The following is a 23,006-nucleotide window of genomic DNA, read 5'->3' on the forward strand; positions in this document are numbered from 1 at the left end:
AATTTAAATTCTATCATTCTTTAAAAAAGAAGCTACCATAAAGGTAGCCTCCTTCTTCATTAAAATGTACTCAACTCAATTTTAATACTTAATAAGTCTTAATGTTTCTGTATCGTTATTAGTCTGTATTTTCACGAAATAATTCCCTGAAGCTGGTATTTGACTTCCTAAGGTTATTTTACCAGGGTTTTTACTGTATTCCCTATTAACTATTTCTTTTCCTACTATATCATAAACACGTATCGTAAATGCATCTTTACCTAACTTTGATACATTTATTGTTACCGTTTCTTCGAACGGATTAGGATACGCTGTAAATATTTTTGCTATAGTTCTTGCTTTTGTATTTGCTGGTCTTTCTGTTATTAAACTTTGCCCAGCAGTAGTATTATAAGCATAATCTAAAATAGTATACGAGGATCCATTAGCGGTTACACTTGCATAGAACCATCCATAATGTGTTGCTCCATTTATTTTAAAAGTAAACCCTATATAACCAGATTTTCCATTCCACTCGGTATATGATGAAGAGCTTATAATAAAATTATTAGAGTTCGCAACAAAATTGCTTGCTGCTCCAACTTCTACACCTTCTCCTAGAATTGTAATTTTATCAGACGTTCCTTCGCAAATAACATCTTTTCCGTAATTAACTAACCTAAGAGTATTTCCTGAAAACCAAGGACCAAAATGCCTATCATCTCCTACTTCTATCTGAAATGGATTCCAGGTGCTTGATGAATTTGTAGTTTTATCAGCCATATCTACATATACAACTGTACCACTATTACCACAAGGAGAACAAGATCCTCCACAATCTACTCCTGTTTCATCTCCATTTTGGATTCCGTCTGTACAGCTAAATCCAGAGCTATCAGTAATCGTTACTGTGTAATCTTCAGTTTCTCCATAATTATGATTGGTCTTACAGACTTCTGGCAAACTGGTTGTATTGTTAAAATATTCCATAATAATACGCATCCTTGTATCTCCAGTAGTTGCTGTATTAGGAATTGTAAAAGTTCCTGTTACAGGAGTGTCTTTAGAAGGTGTTTTTGTAAATACACGCTCTCCTGCATCGGCAAAATCTCCATCTTGATTATAATCAATCCAAACCCCATATCCTTCATTATATGCAGTGCCTCCACCCCAATCTGGAGTAATAGTTATCGTATTAGAACTTCCTTTTGTCAAATTCGTTGAAAGAGAAGTATGGTCACCATATCCATTTGTAGAACGAGTAGTCGTATTACTAATGGTTCCTAATTCTACTTTACTAATAAATTCTCCTGATGTTCTAGTAGATCTATCTTCGCAATAATTTACCGTGGTCGTTCCACCAGCTGTTGTAGCATTAGCTGTATTACTTGAGGTTGATTCGTTTCCAGCTGCATCTTTAGCCTTTACAGAAAAAGTGTATGCTGTATCTGCTGTCAAACCTGTTACATTATATGATGTTGTTGTAACGGTAGCTAATCTTGTAGATCCGTTATACACATCATACCCAGTAACTCCCGTATTATCTGTAGAAGCCGCCCAGTTCAAAGTTAATGTTGTCTCTGCTATATTAGAAACAGTCAAATTACCGGGTGCGGTAGGTGCTTGAGTATCTGTTGTTCCTCCAGAAACATTGATCGTATAATCTTCTACTTCTCCATAAGATATGGATCCACAAGGACTGTTACCATCTCCACTACTATATCCTAAAACTATACGCATTCTTGTTGTTCCTGTTTTGGCAGTAGAAGGGATATTAATGCCTAATTCACGAATAGTGTTACTGGTATTTGTCGTGATTTCAAATTTCTCATCCGCATCTGTAAAATCTCCATCCTGGTTCCAGTCAAACCACGCATATGCTTCGTTATTTGCTCCTCCTTGATACCCAACGAGAGTTACTTTCAGATTTTCAGAAGCTCCTGTAACAACATTACCAGAAATAGTTGTGTAATCGTGATATCCTGCTGCAGTATTAGATGATGTATTATTTATTCCTGCAAAATTTACATTTGTTATATAATCATCTGCACTATTATCTCCTTTCATATCACAATAAGTAGGAGTAGTTGTATCTCCGGTTGTAGTGACATCTACTACGTTACTTGAAGGTGATTCATTTCCTGCAGCATCTTTAGCTTTTACAGAAAAAGAATAGTTAGTATTTGCCGTTAAGCCGGTAACATTATAAGATGTTCCTGTAATCGTAGTTAATCTTGTAGCTCCTCTATATACATCATATCCTGTTACTGCAACATTATCAGTAGAAGCAGTCCAATTTAATGTCAATGTTGTTTGACCAATACTCGAAGCGGTAAGGTTACCTGGCACAGAAGGAGCTTGGGTATCCGAAGTTTGACCTCCATTAACTGTTACTGTATAATCTTCTACTTCTCCTATTCCTGTATCTGCACCACAAGGGTCTGGAGCAAATGTATATCCAGCACGAACCCGCATTCTTAATACAGTATTGGTTACTGCATCAGCTGGAGGTGTTACTGAAGCTGTATATGCAACTGCTCCTGACTTTTTAAGAACCACATCTTCTGTATTGAAAAAGTCATTATCATTATACCAATCAATCCAAACCATTACTTGATTAGGATCCCACTGATTGTTGAGAGTTACCGTCAATGTAGTTGCTTCTCCTTTTTGCAAATTCGTAGTTTGACTGGTAAAATCAGAATAAGGCTGATGTGTACTTGTATTATTAATACTACCAAACTCTACCTTAGTTATCTGTAATGTATTTGAGGCTGTTGACGCTTCGCAAATCTCTGTAAAAACCTGGCAAGGTTCGCAAGATCCACCACAATCTATTTTTTCTTCGTCTCCATTTTTAATCCCATCATCACAAGTAGCAATCTCTTCATTTGAAATGTAGAGCGTATAATCTTCTACTTCTCCGGTTCCTGATGTACCGCAAGGATTGTTATTATTACTTCTGGATACTCTAAGACGCATTCTTGTACCTTCTAATTGAGCATTTGTAGGAACATTGATTGAAACTTCACCAGTGGTTCCTCCTGAAGCTATAGTAACTTGTACTCTTTCATTAGGGTCACTAAAATCTTTATCCTGATTCCAGTCAAACCAGGCATATACTTCATTTGTACTGTTTCCTACAATATCCACTTTTAATGTATAACTATTACCTCTCACTAATTTTGCAACATGATCTGTTTGATTATCATATCCAGTACTGTTTCTTGTAGGGGTTGATACATCTATATTTGCCAGAGTAACTCTTTTTATAGCATCTGGACCAAAATTGCTCGCTGCCTCACAATAGGTAGTTACATCATCTGAAATTAATTGCCCAGCTCTTATACTGGCATCAGGGGTTCCATTAATACCATATTCTTCCATAACGATTTGAGTTCCATTAGAGCTTACTCTCATTTTACCCCAACCATAATGCATTCTACCAGATCTTCTTAAACGAATTCCGAAGTACGCTGTTCTACCTCTCCAGGCTGTATATGTTTCTGAGTCTACCATATGTTGTCCTCTTCCTAAATGGTGTTGTTTACCATTTTTCCATGAACTATTAGGTCCTATTATGGTTCCTTGTGAAAGAGGAGTTAACTCATAGTTATTATTAGCAATAGCATCTTTTCTGAATGTGATCAACTTCACACCAGGATATGTATTATTAGGATTATCGTTTGGATACAACTGCAATTGATAACCTGCACCTGCACCTGACACTTGATCTAATCCAGGCACTAATGTAAATTGTCCTGGTGGCGATGTATATGTTTGTCCTACATTAAATGTAGCATTAGATATTGTATTTCCTGTATATGAACTTCCTACTTTTTCTATACTAAAGTTAAAATCTTTTAACTCTACATTAGATCCTGCTCCAGCTGCAAATGCCGCGTCTAAGAGTTTAAATTTTATACCTAATATAGCTCTCCAACCACTTCCTCCAGAAACACCTTCTAACACACCTTCCATTTTCAGTTTAACCTGAGTAGTGCTTACAGCATTTACTTTTAATAATAATCCGGCTGGTACATTTTCAACGGTATAATGTTTTCCTCTTTCAAGGCCACCTATTTTTACAAACGAAGCATTCTTAAGATCTACGGTAATTTCATTTTCTATACTCCCATCATTTTTTACACTTTCCAAAAATCTATCTGATGAAAACAATACGTGTGGTCTTTCAATTCTAGCTAAAATAGCTTGTCCTGGATCAGGGTTTAAAGCAAAAGTTGTTATATCTGCTTCTTCTCCATCAGAAGATACTTCTGCTCTCAGCCATCCATAAACATATGTATTTGTGGGTGTAGGTATTCTAATAGCCACGTACCCAGTTCTATTACGCCAAGCAGTGTAACTAGGACTTGATAATACTGGTGGCGAATCAACTGAAGATGTTGTTTTTGTCACCCAGGTCCCAGAAGAATTAGCATTTAAGCTACTTCCTTCGGCAAAATATTTTGCATTGATCGTATTTGTATTACACAAAACTTCAAAACCTTGTGCAAAATTATCTATGGTTATATTATCACCATCATATACTTTTAGCTTTGTTCTAAAACGTCCTCCTATTACTAATGAACTAAATTTTGAATTTACATCACTTACAATATTTGATGCAGAATATCCCATATGTAAAAATGGTGAGTATCCCTCATAATACACTTCGTATGTATCTAAGAATTTTATTTTAAAAGTTCCGGATGCAGTATGCAGAGAACCAACACCTCCTGTAATAGCAGGGTTTAAAAATGTAATTGTTACTGTTGAAGAATCAGCTTCTTCACTACTGTTTGCTTTTCCTGTAAAGGCAATTGTTGCATTATTATTATCAATAACATTAATAACCGGAGTTAAACCTCCTGGTACTCCTGTTGCATTAAAATGTGTACCTAATTGTAAATTTCCGGTAACAGCAAATTGAGCACCATCAACCGCTTTTAACCTTTTTTTATTCTGAATCGATCCATCATTTGCAAATGCCTCTAAAAAGTTTAAGGATTTATCTATATCACTATCATTTCTATCCTGATAATTAAACAGAATTCTTGCTCCTAAATCTTTATCTACTCCTGTAGCTATAAGGTTTGCATTTTGCCATAACGGTTTTCTTGCATCGTGATCCAGGAAAGATGTCATACGATTTACTTGCCCAATGGTAAACATTGATTCACAAGGATTGTAGTCCATATGATTTTCGTGATTAATCAACTGGTTAAAACAATTCGTTTTTCCAGTAACACATGATCTACTACCATCTGCATGGGCAGTCCCAGCTTCTGTTGGAGGAGTATCTGCAACTTTATCTCCATTATCATCTCCTGCAACACAACCTCCACCACCAAAAGTGTGGTCTAAACCTAGCCAATGACCGAATTCGTGTGTTAAAGAAGATGCTGGAGGAGTATAAATCATATATCTCCCGTTGTATACCACTCTCGCGATTCCTTCATCAGACATACCTGTAGCTGGAAACCAAGCAATTCCTGATTGCGTGTTACTACCAGCTTTGATTATCAATTGTATATGTACATTCATATACTTATAATTATCCCAGGCAAACTTAGCTATCTCATCATCGTTAACTCCATTAAGCCCGAAACCTTCTTTAGTTTCATGAAAAATGACACCATTTGTTGTGTTTCCATCTGGGTCAATTTGAGCAAGTTTAAACTCGATGTCCATTCCACCTTCTATATTAGCAAAAGCGGGATCGACAGCATCATTAAACCCTTTAAAGTCTTCATTAATATCTTTCACTGCTTGAACAACTAGTTCTTCAGTAACATCTACATTTTGACCACTGGTTAGCGGCCATTCGTTACCATAAATATGAAATACTACAGGGATGACATATTTACTTGCAGCTTTGTATGATCCTGACTTTCTTTGTGCAGCATCTTGCTGCACCTTTTTTTCAAAGGCTTGTGATTTTTTTAATTCTTCAGGGTGGTTTTTATAATATTCTTTTGTTGTTTTATCAAAAGAACAAGATTCTTCTTCTTGAGCATTTATTGAGTAACCAATAAAAAACAAACATATTAGCAATGTTTTGTAATAAAATTTCATAAAAATGTAACGTTTGTGTTAAAAAAACAAAGTTAAAACAACAAGGATTTTTGAATAATAACATCCTATCATATGTTAATACTATATACACTAAGTGTAAGTAAATTCGTATAAGCTTTTGTGGGAAAAACATATTTAAGCTTATTCTATATCATTTCTTTACAAAAGGGAATACAGTAATTTTTACATTCATCTATACGTAATTAGTATAATATATATGCGAGCAGTACATCTTTTATTAAAGAAGAATTTAGGCCAATTATAAATAAGGTTTATATTCCAATTTCAGATAATGGAGATACCAATTATATTTAATTTAAGTACTCATTTTAAGTTAACATATAAAAGCCCCAGTACACGATTGTGCACTGAGGCTTCATTCTTATCTAACTATTTAATCCAAAATTGGTCTTAGTTATACTGGATAATCCATATACCTGTTAATTAGTTTGAACTTTTTACAATTCTAACTACTTCACTTTCTTTATTGGTTTGAATCTTTATAAAGTAGTTTCCTGCTTGTGTAATCTGTTCTCCTAAGCTGATTTTACCGGATTTCTTACTATACTCTTTTTCTATCAACTTTTTTCCTAGTATATCATAAACACTCACAGTTACCATATCTCCATCTAATTTTGATACATCTATTGTAAATGTTTTTCCAAATGGATTAGGGTACACAGTAAGCTTGTTTACCTTATTAAATGCGAACTGTCTATTACTATTAATTACAATCGTATAATCTTCATATTCCCCATAACGTACATCGTTACTACCTGTATCACAGGGATTGTTTTCATTATTATAATAAGAAACCAATAATCGCATTCGGGTGGCCCCCGCTACAGCTGTTTGAGGTACAGATACAGATGTACTTCCTCTCAGGTTCGTGGTTTTGGTTAAAGTGTAAGATTCATCATTATCCGAAAAATCTCCATCTTTATTCCAATCGATCCAAGCATATATCTCATCTGCAGCACCTCCGTTATAACCTGCAATATCAACAGTAAGATTATAACTTGATCCAGTATTTACGTTCCCTGACAGAGAGGTAAAGTCATCATATCCCGTTGAATTCCTAGAAGAGGAATTGTTAATTCCTGCAAAAGTAACATTAGTTACTCCTTCCGGTCCATCGTTCCCTGTTGCTGGGCAATAGGTAACATCGGTCTGACAAGGACTACAAGAGCCGCCACAATCTACACCAGTCTCATCCCCATTCTGGATACCATCATTACAAGTTGGATCAGTCGTACAAGGCTCGCAAGAACCTCCACAATCTACTCCGGTCTCATCTCCATTCTGAACTCCATCGTTACAACTTGGGCCAGAGCCTCCAACTATTACTGTATAATCTTCTACTTCACCTAAATAAGTATCCACACCACAAGGGGTAATCTTAGATGCAGCACCATATCCAATACGTACTCTCATACGTAATGGAGCATTGCTAACAGCTCCTGCTGGGGGTGTAACGTTTGCAGTATAAGGACCTGCTGCAAATCTAGAAAGTACTAATTCTCCAGAATCTGTAAAATCTCCATTACGATTCCAGTCGATCCATACTCCAACAGCATTAAATGTCCAATGTTCATTATTAACCTTTACTGTTAAGGTCGTAGCCTGTCCTGCTGTTAAGTTAGCAGACTGGCTTGTATAATCTGTATATGCTGCATTGGTCGATGTATTATCTATGTTACCAAAATTAACATTGGTAATATGCAACGTTCCATGGGCAGTGGTAGATGCATCACAATAAACAACATCATTTGGATTCTGTGTCGTTGTCACATTTACCGTATTACTCGAAGCGGATTCATTTCCTGCCGCATCTTTCGCTTTTACCGAGAATGAATACGATGTATTGGCCGTTAACCCTGAAACATTATATGATGTTCCCGTTACGGTTGTTAATCTGGTAGCACCTCGATATACATCATATCCTGTTACTCCTATATTATCAGTAGAAGCAGTCCAACTTAAGCTCAACGTTGTTTGCGCTACATTAGACGCTGTCAAATTACCAGGTGCCGTTGGTGCTTGGGTATCATCAGGATTACTAGTAGTAGTTACATTAACTACATTACTTGATCCAGAGATATTACCTGCAGCATCCTTAGCTCTAACAGAGAAATCATAAGCTGTTCCGGCAGCTAAACCGGTAACATTATAAGTAGTTCCTGTAACGGTACCTATGTTCGTACTTCCTCGATACACATCATATCCGGTTACCCCTACATTATCGGTAGAAGCATTCCAATTAAGAGTTAAAAAAGTATTCCCCACACCTGAGGCTGCCAAATTAGTCGGTGTACTTGGAGCCTGTGTATCGGGAGTTCCACTACCTTTAATAAACACAAAATAATCTTCTACTTCATCACCATTGGTTGATGATGTTCCACAAGGATCAGGGGCAGTGTGTAGTTTATAACGCACTCTTAATCTGGTTGCACCATTTTTTGCGGTATTAGGAACTACCACTGTGGTTGTTATACCACCAGCGCCATTGGTTGCCAGTAAAATTTCTTCACCTGCGTCTGTAAAATCTCCATCTTTATTCCAATCCACCCAAGCCCCAAAATAATTAGGGTCCCAGGATTCAATTCCCGGATTAACTGTTAATGTAACAGACTCGCCTTTAACAAGATTGGTTCCCAGACTCGTAAAATCAGAATACGAACTATTATCACTTTTATTATTGATATCAGCAAAGATAACTTCGGCTATATAATTTGTGCCTTGATAACCCGCTGCACAATAATTTGTAGGCATAGGATCAGAGTTTCCATCGGTGATACTAAAATTAGCATTGGTAATATCGAAAAAGATATTATTGGTTCCTCTTACCATAATTCTATTTACACCTCCTTCATTGTTTGGTATAGTAACTTGATGAGAACCATCATTAGGCACCGCAGATGCTAACGTTATTGGGTATGTATTTCCACCATCTGTAGATAATAAAATATCTACATTTGCTGTATTAACTCCATTTCCTGTGGTTCCCGCTACGTTCCAGGTTACTGTTTGTGTAGAACCTACGGGTGCATCAAACCTACTGTTTTGAGAAGTGATCGCAAAAGGGCCGGCATTTCCAGCTACCGTAATAACAGCATCTCTAGAATCTGTATTACCTCCTCCCGGATGGTTATCTCTTACCGTAAATCTAAAATTCATCGTTCTGGAAACAGAAGGTGTTACCTCCCATTCTGATGAAGAATTTCCAGCTTTTACAGCAGAAAGGTCAGGCATATATCGAATTGGAGATGCTGAAGGAGGCTTAAAACGAAATAGAGGGCCGTTAGTTGACGTAGCACGAGGAGGCATCGGAGCTATTTCTTTATCCATTTGGCCCCAAGTATACGTTAGTTGATTAGCAGGAGTATTGGCATCAGTAGCTGACCCTTCTAATATAAATGGAGTAGATCTTGGAATCGTATAATTACCTCCTATACTAGCTACTGGCGCACTATTACCTATTGATCTTAGGGTAGCACAACTTTGAACACTTAAAATATGATTCCACATTTCATCTATTTGTTTCGCATGGAAAAAAACATATGACAACCTTAAATCATAATTAGGAGCACAACCTTGATATGCCATGATACTATTACCTCCTCCAGGTTCAACGGCACCTTCGTCAAGACGATTACCACCACATGAGTTGTTAAACGAATGGTTAGCACCAAATTGATGGCCTATTTCATGAACAAATGTACGATAGAAATATTCATTAACAGATGTGAAAGGATGTGCACCGGTAGCTCCTTCTGCTTTTTTACTATCATTACATACAGCTCTTAAAGCTCCACGTCCAGTCCCATCTGAATCCAAAACATGACCAATATCATAGTTAGCGTTACCAATTGTAGCATCAAGAATAGCTTGAACCTCATTTACTGATGCTGAAGTATTACCATGTGTAAAACCGTCAGTTACTGGGTCAAGAAAAAGAGAATTCTCTATATTAGGTACTAACTCAAATGTAGTTCCAAGATCTCGTTCATAAACCGCATTCACTCTTGTCATCAGTTCATTCAATTCAGAAAGTACTGCGGCTTTCCTTTGTTGAGTTGAACCATTGGTAACGCCTGCCTTATCTGTATAAATTTTAGACAATTCTCCCGTGGTTGCTATAGCCATTCGGTAGACTCTAACACGACCATCATTAGCGTCTCTTCTTGCTTTGTTTAATTTTTCAATTTGCTCTGTACTTTTTTCTAAAAAAGGCCCAACTGCTTGATCTGTTGCTTGACAGCTAATTGGTGCTGATTCTCCCATTTTTGAAGTAACCACATACGTTTTACTATTACCAGTATAAGGTTTGATATTCGTTATGGTAGCATCAGGTTTCATAATCATAGCCCTAAAGTTATTATGCCCCAAACTAAAATGTACCACTTCATTTTCTCCACTAACAGATGTACCAACATAAGATTTAATATCTGGAAACTTTTGAGCTAAATCCGGATGCAAAACATTTGTTTCCTTTACACGGTATTCTTTAAATTTTCCGTCTTCGGCAGGAAGTATAATAATGACATTTGATTGACCAAATGAATTGAATCTTTTTGGACAATGGGATAAAACTTCTTTTAATTTTTCAACACTAAGATCATAAGTGTTTTGGTGTAAAGTTTCTGTATCCTCCTTAGTAGAAGAAATGTTTTCGTTTTCAATTGGGCTACTATTTTGTTTCCAAAAATTATTGGTTTGTGAAAACCCAAAATGGAAAACAAATAAGCCTATAAATAAGACAAGTTGATTTTTCATAATTTAAATTTTAGTAGTTAATGAAGTTTTTGTTAAACAGGAAGCAATACCTTTTGTAGAAGCAAGCAGTGAATTTGAAAACTCACTGTAGCCTTTAGCTATAATACTTTCGTTGTTCACTTGTCCGAAAGTAAACACACGTATATTGCTGTTCCTTTTTTGAGTAATCCTAAAGGTTTACTCTTTTTTAAGTTCTGTCTTCTTTTTAATGATTTTTTCGAATTCTCTAGCTTCTAGTAAAGCTTTTGGGTTCTGTTTGTAGTATTCTTGTTGAGCCTCTTCAAAAAAGTAGCTTTTGTCTTGTTGCCGTCCGAAAATCGGCCACATTATCAATACCATAAGGATTGATAAAAACGAGTTATTTTTCTTCATTAGATAGTTGAATTTGTGTTAGTACACAAAATTAATTCTATTCTAATCCACTGAATTACACTATACTAACAATACTCAATACTATATTACCTATTAAAAGAATATTCATATGATTTTAACATAAAACTTAAATTAACAAATGTTAGTTAATTAAATTTTAAAACATTTATTAATAAAAATGTTAATTTGGAGAAAAATAAGCTCAATGAACTAAATACTATCTCTTTATATTTAACCTCTTCAAATGGAAAGAAAATAACACATATACTTAATACCACCCTCAAACTAATTAGAGCAGATAAATTGGTATCAAACAAACAAAAAAATAATATTAATAACGTTCAAAACTCATTCAAAATTAACCTTAGCAATACCACAAAATAGTTGAAGGTATTACATAGAAAGTTTTAGGTTTTATGAGATTAAAACCACCTTAAAAATATTCAAAGTTATATTTTGAAAAAAAATGTGAGTTTATTGTTTTTTTATCCTTTTTAAGGCTAACTACCTAAACCTTAAAAAGATTATTTTTCATACAGTAGATTACCAATCCGACCCTGGTTTTTACTTCTAGCTTTTTAAATACTGTTTCCCGGTAATTCTCTACTGTTTTAGGACTTAATCCCATTTCTCCTGCAATATCCTTATAGGTAAGTTCTGAGCAAGCATGCTTTAAAAACACCCATTCTCGATCCGTCAATCGTTGTTCTAAGGTTTTAGTGTTTTCTAACGCTATTGCTTCAGAATGCTTAAGTGCGCTTTCTACTTTTCCGGAGTAATAAAACCCTTGTTCGATCACCATTTTCATAGCAAATTCAAAATTCTCTGGATGAATATCTTTTAACAGATACCCTCTTGCTCCACCTCTCAGCATTTTGATAATGGTTTCTTCATCATCCTCCATTGTCAGTGCCAATACTTTTTGTTGTGGTTGATTTTCTTTAAGCCATTGCATGGTTTGTATCCCATCCATTACTGGCATCTTTACATCCAACAATACCAAATCTGGTTTTTTTCTTTTATGCAGATAGTATCGGGTTAGTTCTTTCCCGTTTTTTAGAATTTCTAATACTTCATACCCCTCAAGTTTAGAGATCAGACTCTCTAGCGATTGCGCAAAGAGAAGGTGATCATCTACAATTACAACAGTCTTATTCTTCATTATCAATCGTGTTTGCGTTAAACCTTATCAATATCTTTTAAGGGGTAGTGCAATTTAAGTAATACTCCTTTATTAGGAGCAGACTCATAATCCAATGTTGCTTCAATTAAAGATGCGCGGCTTTTCATATTGAGCAGTCCTGAATTGGCTTGTACGGAGTCCATATCAAAACCAAGCCCGTCATCTTTGATTGTAATTTTTAGGTCTTTATTAGTATAGGCCAAATTTACTAAAAGATTTGTTGCCTCTGCATGTTTTATCGTATTAGAAAAAAACTCTTGTACAATACGGTAGATAATAATCTCATCCTTAGGGTTTATATATAGAGTATCACCGGTAACATTAAACTCTGTATGTAAGAAATTAAGTTTTTTAAATCGATCTAATTCTACCTGTATTGATTTTTCTAGACCAATATTCTCAATTACCTCATGATTTAAGGTTTTAGACAGGCTTCTGATTTCTTGTAAACTATCGCCTACCAGTTTTTTAACATCTTGTAAAGATTCTGAAGATTCTTGTGCTATTGAAGATCCTAATATATTAATTTGCATGACCGCTGTAGATAGTAACTGCCCTATATTATCATGCAACTCCCAACTTACATTCTTAAGGGTTTGCTCTTGTATCTCTAATTTCGAGTTTTGCAGCTCTTCTTCAAAACGTTGTTCTGCTTTGAGTTTTTCAAGTAATAGTTTATTCTTGCGTCGCTGAAAGGCAATAAAAAATGTTATACCAAATATTACAAAAAACAATATAATAACGGTAAAATATACTATTAATAGGATTTGTTCTTTCTCGAGCATACTATAAAACCAATTGTATAGCAAGTATACAGAAAAAAGATTGCAGTATTCAAAATTATCATTCGAATATTCACAAAATTTGGGCTTTCTGACCTAAAATACCTGCTATAAATAAAAATTGGAGTTGCAATCAGATGAAAAACTATCGCTCCAATTGTTATATAAAATGATATCATTTTATAAAATACTAATATCTTATCACTTTGAAGTATTTCGTATAAATAAAGAAGTCCTCCTAACATGATAAGTAATGTTCCAATAATATATGTAAAAGATGAAATTGCTTCAAAATATACATTGGAAAAAATCAAATTCACTATTGCTCCAACTACAAAAATAGCAACCAGAATTTTCATCAACTTTCTAAAAAATAGAGATTTATAATGAAATGCAAAGTAAAGAACATAAAATGAAAAATTTATTATCAAAAAGACATTTTGTAACCAATGGTTTTTTTCCAAAAACGTTCCTTTCAAGAATGGAAACATATCTGCATAATAAATTAACCCTGGTAAAGTACCAAAAAGTTCAATTAGAAAAGTAAACCATAAAAAGTAAACAAAATACCGAGAAGGTTTATCTTCTCGGTATTTTGTAATATAATAAGTTCCTGATAATGCTGCTATCGATTCAAACAGCAAATATGAAAACAAAAATATCATATATTCTAAAAATTCTTCGGTGGAATCCCACTAGATCCGCTATTAAAACTATCTATGTTATAATTATTAGGTTCATCTCCTCCATCTTTTCCTCCACTTCTTGCCGGTGCTCCCGTGGGAGTTAAAAACAATGTTGAGTACCCTCTACCCATTTTACATTTTTTTTCAGGATAGGCTCCATAATACATACGGATTCCAGGGTTTTTGATTCCTTGTTCTGCCGATTCTTGTTTTACATAAGCCAAATACTCTTCTAATTCAGCAACAGACCAATGAAATTCTCGTGCATCTTCAAAGCCTAGCTTCTTTTTTAAATGTCCTCCTTTTCTATTACACCAGCTTTCCTGAAGTTCTCTAGCTTCCTCTACACTAATGCATTTTTTCGGTTTTTGTATTTTTTTTGCCATAACATTGTATTTTTAGGTTACATATATCGCTAATATACCTAAAAAGCTTTCTTAATCACAAGGAACGCCTCCCTTTTTAACATTAAAACTACGGAAAACCCGTAACTATAATCAATTGATATTCAAAAACTTATGAAATCATAAAAAAAACTTAAATTTCTCAACATAGGGGGTTTTCCCCCTATGCGTTCAGGGTTGATATCCCCCTAAAATAAATGTTCAGTTCTAACCAAAACTCTTATTTCTCCTAATGATTCTATATAATTCATTTAAAATCAATCTAAAACCACTACAATATAAATCAGAAATCTAAAAAATCAATTCTCTCAAGGAATACCTATCAAATAATAGACAGGCAGTATACTTTTGATTTTTCTTATAAAAAGAGTAGAAAAAATTATGATCGGATTTTTTTTAGAAACACATCCTATTTGCCGTCTTTCTCAAGGTAATCTACCTAAAAACACACATTTTTTAATATTAAACACCAGCTCCATATAACTTAACAGGAGTTTCCAACCTAAAACGTGTCAATTTGAGTGAAATTCTGTTAAGAATTTTATATTGTCCCTTCGATAAACTCTGGATGTCAAATATTTCAGTACTAAAAACCTATTCTCGATACAATTTTTCTTCTTTTTAATACGAAAAACCACTCGAATTGACGGTTTTCACAATATACCTGATAGTAATCGAGTTCAGGTTAATACACTTTCATTTCCATTTCGTATTGATCGACTGTGTTTTTTAAACCAATTGAATTCAAGAAATTAATTTTATCGGCTAAACGCTCATCTACATTATTAATCTTAATAACATTTGCCATTTTCTGAATTGCAAAAAATAATCTTTCCCAACTTTTATTATCTGGCATTAATACATCGAATTGCGCAAGATACCCAACCTCAGAATCTATAATAAAAAATGACTCCAGGTTATCATTTTTAAAAACTTTAAAAAATCTATATCTTCCTTTTTGGATTGTCTTTAATTGGTTATCCCAAGAATAATACTCCTGATTCGGCAAACTATCTACATCTGCTTCTTTGACACCTATTTCTTTAATATCAACCTGATGTTCTTTATTCACAGTAATGACCCCACTAAAACATTTATAATGTTTACAGATATCAAAACCTATACTTTTATATAATCTTATTGCAATTAAATTTTCCTTGATAACTTCTAAAGAACATTTAGTAATGCCATTTTGTTTTAAATCTTGTAATGCCTCTTTGTATATAGATTTTACAATTTTTCTACCTCTATATTCAGGAAGCACTCCTGTTCCTGTATTAAAAGCGGTTAACTTTCCATTTCTATGATCAATCGCATGTATAATAAATCCAACCAATTTGTTTTGATCAAACATTCCATACGAAAAGCGAAAGTCAACATTAGCCTGTTTCCATCTTTGGATATAATATGCTTTATTCGTTGGCATTTTTACATAATAGCTCTCAAAAGCCTGTAAAAAACAATGTAGTAAATCATCAAAATCTATTTTATCCAAATTCTTAACTATCATTTTTATTACTATTTAAATACATTAAAATTACGCATTTAGAAAAATTATGATGAAAATATCAATTCCAATATTTTGCCTTAATAAATTGAGACAAAATGTATCTAAAATACCTCTTTAAACCAAACACCCTATTCTGGATACATTTCTCCTAAAGTCCAAGCACTCGAACCGACAGGTTTTGTATAAAATATCAAAATACACAACACGTTAAAATCATGTAATTATCTTGAATTTGATATTTTCTCCTGTTCTTTTTTGAGCTATATTATTTATATCCTCTTGAAACAATTGTAAGATTCTAGGATACCCTCCTGTAGTTTGACAATCTCTCATCAAAACGATTAATTTTCCAGAAGGAGTTAATTGAATAGTTCCAGGCAAAACTGGCGAAGTTAACATCGAAGAAATTTTATTGACAATTGTTTCATTCAGTTGAATTGCCATTCTACTTCTTATATTAGAAATAGTAAAATTCATATTTTTCAAACTCTCTTTTTCACTTGAAGTTAACAAGTCAAATTCCGGACCTTTAAAGGCTTTTAAAACTAAAGAATTCTGATCATAATCCTGTCTTAAAACTGAGGCATATTGTTCTTCAAAATTTTCATTTTTTTGATACGGAACAACATCACCTTTTTTCAACTTTTCTAACCTTGTTATCCCCTTAAAAAAAGATCTACTATTAAAAGTAATTTCTGTTTTAAATCCATTTTTAATTCCTACATATCCATACATGTTATTCTTACAATATTTTAATTCCAAAATATCATTTTTATCCACCGAAAATTGTTTATTTTTTTTAATCTTTTTTTTATTCAAAAAAGCATCAACTTCTGCTCCAGTAAGTACAATAATCGTTTGTTCTGAAAATTGTAAAATTGGTCCTTGCATTGTCCATTCCAAAACTGCATCATTTTCATCATTTCCTAAAATAGCATTTGCTAATTTAACAGACATCTGATCCATGGCTCCACTTTTGGGAATTCCATATTTTGAAAAACCAAATCTACCCAAATCCTGAATAGAAGTATAAATTCCTGGTCGTATTATTTTCACTTCTCCATTCATACATTTTCACTTTCTATCACATAAACCCCTTCTTTTAACAACATATTTATATCGTTATATTTTTTTTCTTCTATCGCTATAAATTGAATTTTATCTCCAGGATTTACAAAACAAGGATCATCTGATTTTGGATCAAAAAAATTCAATGGAGTTTTACCAATCACATGCCAACCACCTGGGCTATTTGAAGGATACACTCCTGTTTGACTTCCTCCAATTGCAACAGAGCCTTTTTCAACACTTAAAGATGGAGTCGTTTTCCTAGGCAATATTAATTCATCTTTCAAGCCACCTAAGTATAAAAAACCAGGAAGAAAACCAATAAAATAAACTGTATAAATAGGAGAGGCATGCAATGCAATTACCTCATCAATAGTTAACGATTTTTCTTGAGCAAATTCATCTAAATCAGGAGCCAGATTACTTGAATAACAAATTGGTATTTTCCACAATGTTTTTTTTTGAGCGTTTTCAGAAGCATTATCAGAATACAGTGTTTTTAGCTTCAAAACCTCACTATAGAGATCCTTTATAGCTGATATGTAGTAAATTAACAACGAGTTATATGATGAGATTACTTCAACAATTAGTTTATCATATAAAATTTCAATCGCTTTTTTATAAAAAAGCACATCTTCCAGTAAAATTTCATTAATTTCTGAAGGCCATTCTATCAAAATTGCATTCTCGGCATATCTTTTATACTGTAATTTATACTTCATTATTCTTTATTTCACCCTAAAATTTCTTTCTAAAAACTCATTATATATATATCGTAAAATCTCAACCGATTTTGGATTATCCCCATGCACACATATCGTATCAAAAAAAATAGACAACTTCTCTCCTTCTTTCGTTTTTACCTTCCCTTCAGAAATCATTTTAAACACATGATCAAACACTTTTTTTGGATCTGTGATCACTGCATTGTTTTCCTTTCTAGAAACAAGAGACAGGTCTTTATTATAATTACGATCCGCAAATGCTTCGTGTTTAATATTAAAATTCTCGCCTCCTAATAAAGAAATCATAGAATCTTTTTGCGTAACAATTATTAAACTTTTATCGATATTTTTTACAGATTCTAAAATAGCTTCTCCCACCAATCTATTTTTCATTGCTTCATTATAAAGTGCTCCATGTGGTTTTACATGATGTAGCTTTTGTCCTTTCTCCTCAGTGCATTTTTTAACAAGTTGTATTTGCCTTGTAATTGTATCTATTAAATTGGCATATGAAATTTGCATGACCTCTCTTCCAAAATTCATTCTATCCGGATATGATGGATGCGCTCCAATTTTTACATTATGATGAATTGCTAAATCGATTGTTTTGTTTATAACTTCTTCACCACCTGCATGTGCTCCACAAGCAATATTACACCAAGAGATATATGGCATAATTTCATCATCAAAACCTGTCTCTTCTCCTATATCAGCATTGAAAATAATTGGTTTCATATTCTTACATTTTACAAAACAACTTCCTACAAATTTTCTAACACTTTCCAGGCACTTCTAAAACCAAGGAAAATTGCAATTCCAAGAATCACTAAACCAAGTAAATTTTGCTTCCAGGAATTACGATATTCACCAAGTAAGTTTTCCCTGTTCATCACCCATAATAAAAAGCCCGCAATGATGGGTAATAATATCCCATTAGCTACCTGAGCAAATTGTATAATTTCGATTGATTTTATTCCTAAAGAAGAGAACAAAACTCCAAGTACTAAAATGAAGATCCATACCGATCTGAACTTTTTACTTTTCAAATCACTACTCCAACCTAAACATCCTTTTACTACATATGCGGCTGCTAATGGTGCAGTGATTGCAGATGTAATTCCGGCAGCAAATAAACCAAGAGAAAGCACATATTTTGCCGAAGTTCCAAATACTGGCTCTATGCTTTTTGCTAAATCTGCAGCATTATTGACTTCCATATTTTGCATAGATCCTCCAGCAATAATAATTGCCATGGAAACGAGTCCTCCTAATACGATTGCAATTACTGTATCTTTTCTAACGAGAGGTAAATCTTCTGGAGATTTCCACTTTTCTTTGACTAAAGATGCATGAAGAAACAAGTTATATGGTACCACTGTTGTGCCAATAAGACCTATAATAGTAAGTAATTTATCTGATGAAAAATCTGGAACAAACCCTTTAAAAATTAAACTTAAATCCGGCTTGGTGGCAATCGCAGCTATTATAAAAGCAATACTCATAAAAAGTACAAGTACAATCAAACTGCGTTCTAATATTTTGTAATTACCTATGTATAGAAGTATAAATGCCAATATACCGATCAGGATACTTACGTAATTAATATTAACTCCTGCAACAGTAACTATTGGTGAACCTACTATTGTAGATAATCCCAATACACCGCCACTAATATTTCCAGCTTCGTAAGCAGCGTTACCGACAAAAATTGCTGAAAGGATCACCCCTATTAAAACCCATCTTATGATTTTATTATCAAACTGAGATTTTAATACTTCGCTAAGACCGTTTTGAGTAATTACCCCCAATCGAGCTGCCATCTCTTGTAAAACAATACAAGCAATAATGGATAATACCAATGCCCATAAAAGTGTATATCCAAACTTCACTCCTGCCAGTGTACATACTGTAACTGTTCCTGGACCTATAAAAGCTGCTGTAACTAATGTTCCTGGTCCAATGTTTGAAAACCACTTTTTCATTGTACCGTTCCTTTATCTAATGCATAAATTGCAAAAGAACCTAACCAATGACCTCCTTCATAGCTATCTCCTGCTAAGTTGGGTAACGAGTATTGCACATGATCATTAGCTATATTAATTAAATGTTCATACTCCTTATATTGGTTTGCTAACCCATAAAGCACCCAGGCTCTACTAAAATTAAGTCCATCTAAATGAACCAATTTACCGTCTGTACGATCAGATACTTCTCCAGTTTTTAAAGTAAAACTGGTAGATTTCAGTTCTGGCATAAATTTGTTGATCCAAGTATCAAATGCTGGTTTCTCTAATACTCTGCGCATAAGATCTATTTCTTCAAAACAAGGAGATAAAAAATCATATCCGCTGGGTTCCCATCCTAATGGACAACCAACATCATTCATATAAAAATCTTTTGCTCTAGAGCTTATTGCATTTTTTAACTCTATATTTTGCAAGGTGATTGCATAATCCAGAGCAAAGGATAAACCGAAGGCTGTGTTGGTATGCTCTCCAACTCGAATAGGATAGTTTAGTTTTGGCAAAAATTCTAAATATCGATCTACTATCAGATCAGTCAAAGGTTGTAAGTTTTGCTCTAATTCTCTTGCGATTGGTGCATCCCAGGTATGTAATTCTTCTGCTAGTTTTAATAGCCAAGCCCATCCATAGGTACGTTCATATGAGGTATTATGTTTTCCTTGAAAATATGCTACTTCTTTTTCAATATTATCTTTAGAAATATTTTTTTGCAGTTTTGCTCGTATACTATGTGAATCCTGTAGTTGCGGAAATTCTTTTAGTAACTTTACTAAGGACCAATGTCCGTGTACCGAAGAATGCCAGTCGAAACATCCATAAAATGCAGGGTGTAATTCCTGTGGAGTTCTAATATCCGACTTATCTCCTAGCGTTTGCCCCAATTTATTAGGATATTCGGTTTCAAGACAAGCAAAAGGAAGTTTTGCTAAATTATTAGCCTGATCTAATGTAAGCTGTAAAGATTTTTGGATATCAACTTTTACGGTTTCATCAATATCACTCTCTTTATCTGAATTTTGAGATGTATTGGTTTTATCATTCTGGCAGCTCATTATCAAAGCTGCTATCACAACAATATAGATTCGATTCATGTATCAATAGTTTAGAATTAGACACTATGTGTATTCTAAAGTATCGATTTCTCTATGGATATAAATAGAATTGTTAATAACACGCCTTAATAGTTTATAAACTATTAAATCGTGATCATTTTACCTTCTTTTAAGTACTCTTTTTTGATTCCTTCTAGTATTGTCTCCTGCTGGATAGTTTCATGTTTTAAAGCAATTGTTTTTAAGCAGGTGTATTGTATAACATTAATAATATTGGCTCCGGTAAGTGCATATTTTTTTGACAACTCCTGAAGAGAAACTGTCTCATCTAAAGGTACTTTATCTGGTAAATTTTTCTTCCAGAGAGATAATCGTTCCTGATATGAAGGGTTTTCAAATTCGATAATAGATTGAAACCTACGAGTAAATGCGGTATCTATATTATTCTTGAAATTAGATGCCAGAATAACAAGACCTGGATGTGCTTCTATGCGTTGTAATAAATAGGATACCTCTTGATTAGCATATTTATCATGAGCATCTCTTACATTAGTACGTTTACCAAAAATCGCATCTGCTTCATCAAAAAACAGTATCCACGATTTATTTCTCGCTTTATCAAATAACTTAGATAAGTTCTTTTCTGTTTCTCCAATATATTTTGAGACAATCATTGACAAATCTATTCTATATACGTCTTCTCCGGTATATTTACCTAACAAAGTGGCTGTGAGTGTTTTACCGGTTCCTGGTGGTCCCGAAAACAAAATACGATATCCGGGTTTGATCCTAGACTTCATATTCCAGTCATTTAATACTACGTCATTATAATTTAACCAGGTTTCTATTTCTTTTACCTGGTTTAACGTCTTGGTATTTAATACCAAATCATCCCAACTTAATTGGGTTTCTATACGTTCTGCCGGAAAGTCTTTGCTTAACGTAGGTTTTAGCAATTGCCCCGTAGTAAAAAACTCAACAAATTCTTCATCCAACACAAGTCTTCCACTCATTCTGGGTTCATTATTAGGTACACTATCCAAATACAAAACTCCAGCTGAAGTAAATAGATGAGAAGAGTCAAAATACCTGGTAAGTTCTATTCTTTTATGAATATCATCTCCTGCAATTATAAATTGTAGTGTTTCGCCTGTCGGAATAATCCCTCTATGGTTTTTACCTTTAACTCCTCCAAACTCTGGGAGTTCTCCTCCATTCGGAAAAAAATCGGTAATTATAGCAGTAAAAAAGTTTGGAGATAAGTGCGGAATAAGTGCAAGTAATAAAATAATGACCTCTTCGATAGACAGTTCATGTTTTCTTACAAAAAGTGAGAATGATGAATTATCAGATACTATATTACTAAACTCAGGAAAATTTACAACCTCATTTGTATATGATGCTTTTAATCGATATTCTATTACTTCTCTTATAAAAGAGAGCTTACTATTATAATGTGTTGTATTATGTTCTAGGACTTTCTTCATATTAATATTATACTAAAGGCTCTATTGAAAACACATCTATTTTGGATTTCATAAAACTCCGTGTTCTTTTCATTACCGCGATACCATTTCTGGAACCTTGAAAATTTGTATTTCCCTCAATAGTTTCTATCACTCCTCCTTCTATATCAGTGATAATTCCAGTATGTGTCCAATCAAATGTTGACTTTTGATTTAAAAATATATCTCCCTTCTTAATGAGTGACGGATCTTTTCTTGCTTTACGAAACCTGGTAAGCAACCCTTTATTAAGTCCTGTTGTGCCCACAGTATCACAACTATAAGTAAGCGGCATCAAAGTTTTGAAATTTTTACCTAATGCACTTGCCGCCTGATCAATAATAGCTTGTACAAACCCCATACACCAAAACCAAGGAGAACCATCATTACCATCCATATAACTACGTACCCAAGGACCACTATTAGATTGTCCTTTAATCTGTAATTCATACGGGTGATTTTGTAAGTGATTCTCTGCAACTTCTACAACCAAATCTCTTAAGTTGGTACTTTGTAATGGAGCTTCAAAAGCTTTTTTAAGATATGATGATAATTCGTTAAAAACTTCCTGACTAACAATACCATTTTGAGACAACCCATGAATTTCCTGAAACTTTTTTACAGCTCTCTCTGTTGCAGGTCCAAAATCTCCATCAATTTCTGTAGCTGTTCCACTGGTAGGGTTCCATACAGAAAACAGCGTAAGCCAGGATTGAATTTTCATGACATCTTTTCTGTTATTAGTTCCTCTTCTTTTTTGTGTGTTTTTAATTACTAATTCCTTTTGATATGCTGTCTTTTTCATCTGTATATGTTTATTACAAGAGATCAGATAAAATCTGCAACAATTAAATAATCATTG

General features: G+C 33.8%; 14 protein-coding genes. All 14 read right to left on the reverse strand.

The genetic code is table 11. The features are described from left to right. Nucleotides 1-81: 81 nt before the first annotated feature. The 14 genes from U0D62_RS20740 to U0D62_RS20805 all read right to left on the reverse strand — a co-directional run bounded on the left by U0D62_RS20740 (nucleotide 82) and on the right by U0D62_RS20805 (nucleotide 22,949). Nucleotides 82-6,057 carry a GEVED domain-containing protein gene (locus U0D62_RS20740; RefSeq protein WP_322289266.1) on the reverse strand — a complete coding sequence of 1,992 codons (5,976 nt, stop codon included), beginning with the start codon at nucleotides 6,055-6,057 and terminating at the stop codon, nucleotides 82-84. A 444-nt stretch (nucleotides 6,058-6,501) separates the two neighbouring features. Next, nucleotides 6,502-10,833 (reverse strand): GEVED domain-containing protein, encoded by a 4,332-nt coding sequence (locus tag U0D62_RS20745; RefSeq protein ID WP_322289267.1) that lies wholly within the window; start codon nucleotides 10,831-10,833, stop codon nucleotides 6,502-6,504. 177 nt (nucleotides 10,834-11,010) lie between these two features. Beyond that, entirely contained in the window at nucleotides 11,011-11,205 is a 195-nt protein-coding gene (locus U0D62_RS20750; RefSeq protein WP_322289268.1) for a hypothetical protein, read from the reverse strand. A gap of 508 nt (nucleotides 11,206-11,713) precedes the next feature. After that, nucleotides 11,714-12,367: a response regulator transcription factor gene (locus tag U0D62_RS20755; protein WP_322289269.1), complete on the reverse strand. Its 654-nt coding sequence runs from the start codon at nucleotides 12,365-12,367 to the stop codon at nucleotides 11,714-11,716. Between the two features lie 17 nt (nucleotides 12,368-12,384). Then, nucleotides 12,385-13,173 carry a sensor histidine kinase gene (locus U0D62_RS20760; protein WP_322289270.1) on the reverse strand — a complete coding sequence of 263 codons (789 nt, stop codon included), beginning with the start codon at nucleotides 13,171-13,173 and terminating at the stop codon, nucleotides 12,385-12,387. 667 nt (nucleotides 13,174-13,840) lie between these two features. Continuing rightward, entirely contained in the window at nucleotides 13,841-14,242 is a 402-nt protein-coding gene (locus U0D62_RS20765; RefSeq protein WP_322289271.1) for a hypothetical protein, read from the reverse strand. Between the two features lie 703 nt (nucleotides 14,243-14,945). Continuing rightward, nucleotides 14,946-15,770 carry a GNAT family N-acetyltransferase gene (locus tag U0D62_RS20770; protein WP_322289272.1) on the reverse strand — a complete coding sequence of 275 codons (825 nt, stop codon included), beginning with the start codon at nucleotides 15,768-15,770 and terminating at the stop codon, nucleotides 14,946-14,948. Nucleotides 15,771-15,983: 213 nt separating this feature from the next. Continuing rightward, nucleotides 15,984-16,838 carry a 5-oxoprolinase subunit C family protein gene (locus U0D62_RS20775; protein WP_322289273.1) on the reverse strand — a complete coding sequence of 285 codons (855 nt, stop codon included), beginning with the start codon at nucleotides 16,836-16,838 and terminating at the stop codon, nucleotides 15,984-15,986. Continuing rightward, nucleotides 16,835-17,560 carry a 5-oxoprolinase subunit PxpB gene (gene pxpB / locus U0D62_RS20780; protein WP_322289274.1) on the reverse strand — a complete coding sequence of 242 codons (726 nt, stop codon included), beginning with the start codon at nucleotides 17,558-17,560 and terminating at the stop codon, nucleotides 16,835-16,837. Before pxpB ends, U0D62_RS20775 begins: the two co-directional genes overlap by 4 nt. Nucleotides 17,561-17,566: 6 nt before the next feature. Then, nucleotides 17,567-18,298 carry a 5-oxoprolinase subunit PxpA gene (gene pxpA, locus U0D62_RS20785; RefSeq protein ID WP_322289275.1) on the reverse strand — a complete coding sequence of 244 codons (732 nt, stop codon included), beginning with the start codon at nucleotides 18,296-18,298 and terminating at the stop codon, nucleotides 17,567-17,569. 26 nt (nucleotides 18,299-18,324) lie between these two features. Beyond that, nucleotides 18,325-19,545, reverse strand: a complete 1,221-nt coding sequence (locus U0D62_RS20790) for an Nramp family divalent metal transporter (RefSeq protein WP_322289276.1) — start codon at nucleotides 19,543-19,545, stop codon at nucleotides 18,325-18,327. Then, the gene (locus U0D62_RS20795; protein ID WP_322289277.1) at nucleotides 19,542-20,678 is read right to left on the reverse strand and encodes a DUF2891 domain-containing protein; all 1,137 of its coding nucleotides are present in this window, start codon (nucleotides 20,676-20,678) and stop codon (nucleotides 19,542-19,544) included. Before U0D62_RS20795 ends, U0D62_RS20790 begins: the two co-directional genes overlap by 4 nt. A 104-nt stretch (nucleotides 20,679-20,782) precedes the next feature. Next, entirely contained in the window at nucleotides 20,783-22,126 is a 1,344-nt protein-coding gene (locus tag U0D62_RS20800; RefSeq protein ID WP_322289278.1) for an ATP-binding protein, read from the reverse strand. A 7-nt stretch (nucleotides 22,127-22,133) separates the two neighbouring features. After that, nucleotides 22,134-22,949, reverse strand: a complete 816-nt coding sequence (locus U0D62_RS20805) for a peptidoglycan-binding protein (protein ID WP_322289279.1) — start codon at nucleotides 22,947-22,949, stop codon at nucleotides 22,134-22,136. Nucleotides 22,950-23,006: the final 57 nt, after the last annotated feature.

It is taken from the genome of Aquimarina callyspongiae, assembly GCF_034322225.1.
Classification (GTDB): domain Bacteria; phylum Bacteroidota; class Bacteroidia; order Flavobacteriales; family Flavobacteriaceae; genus Aquimarina.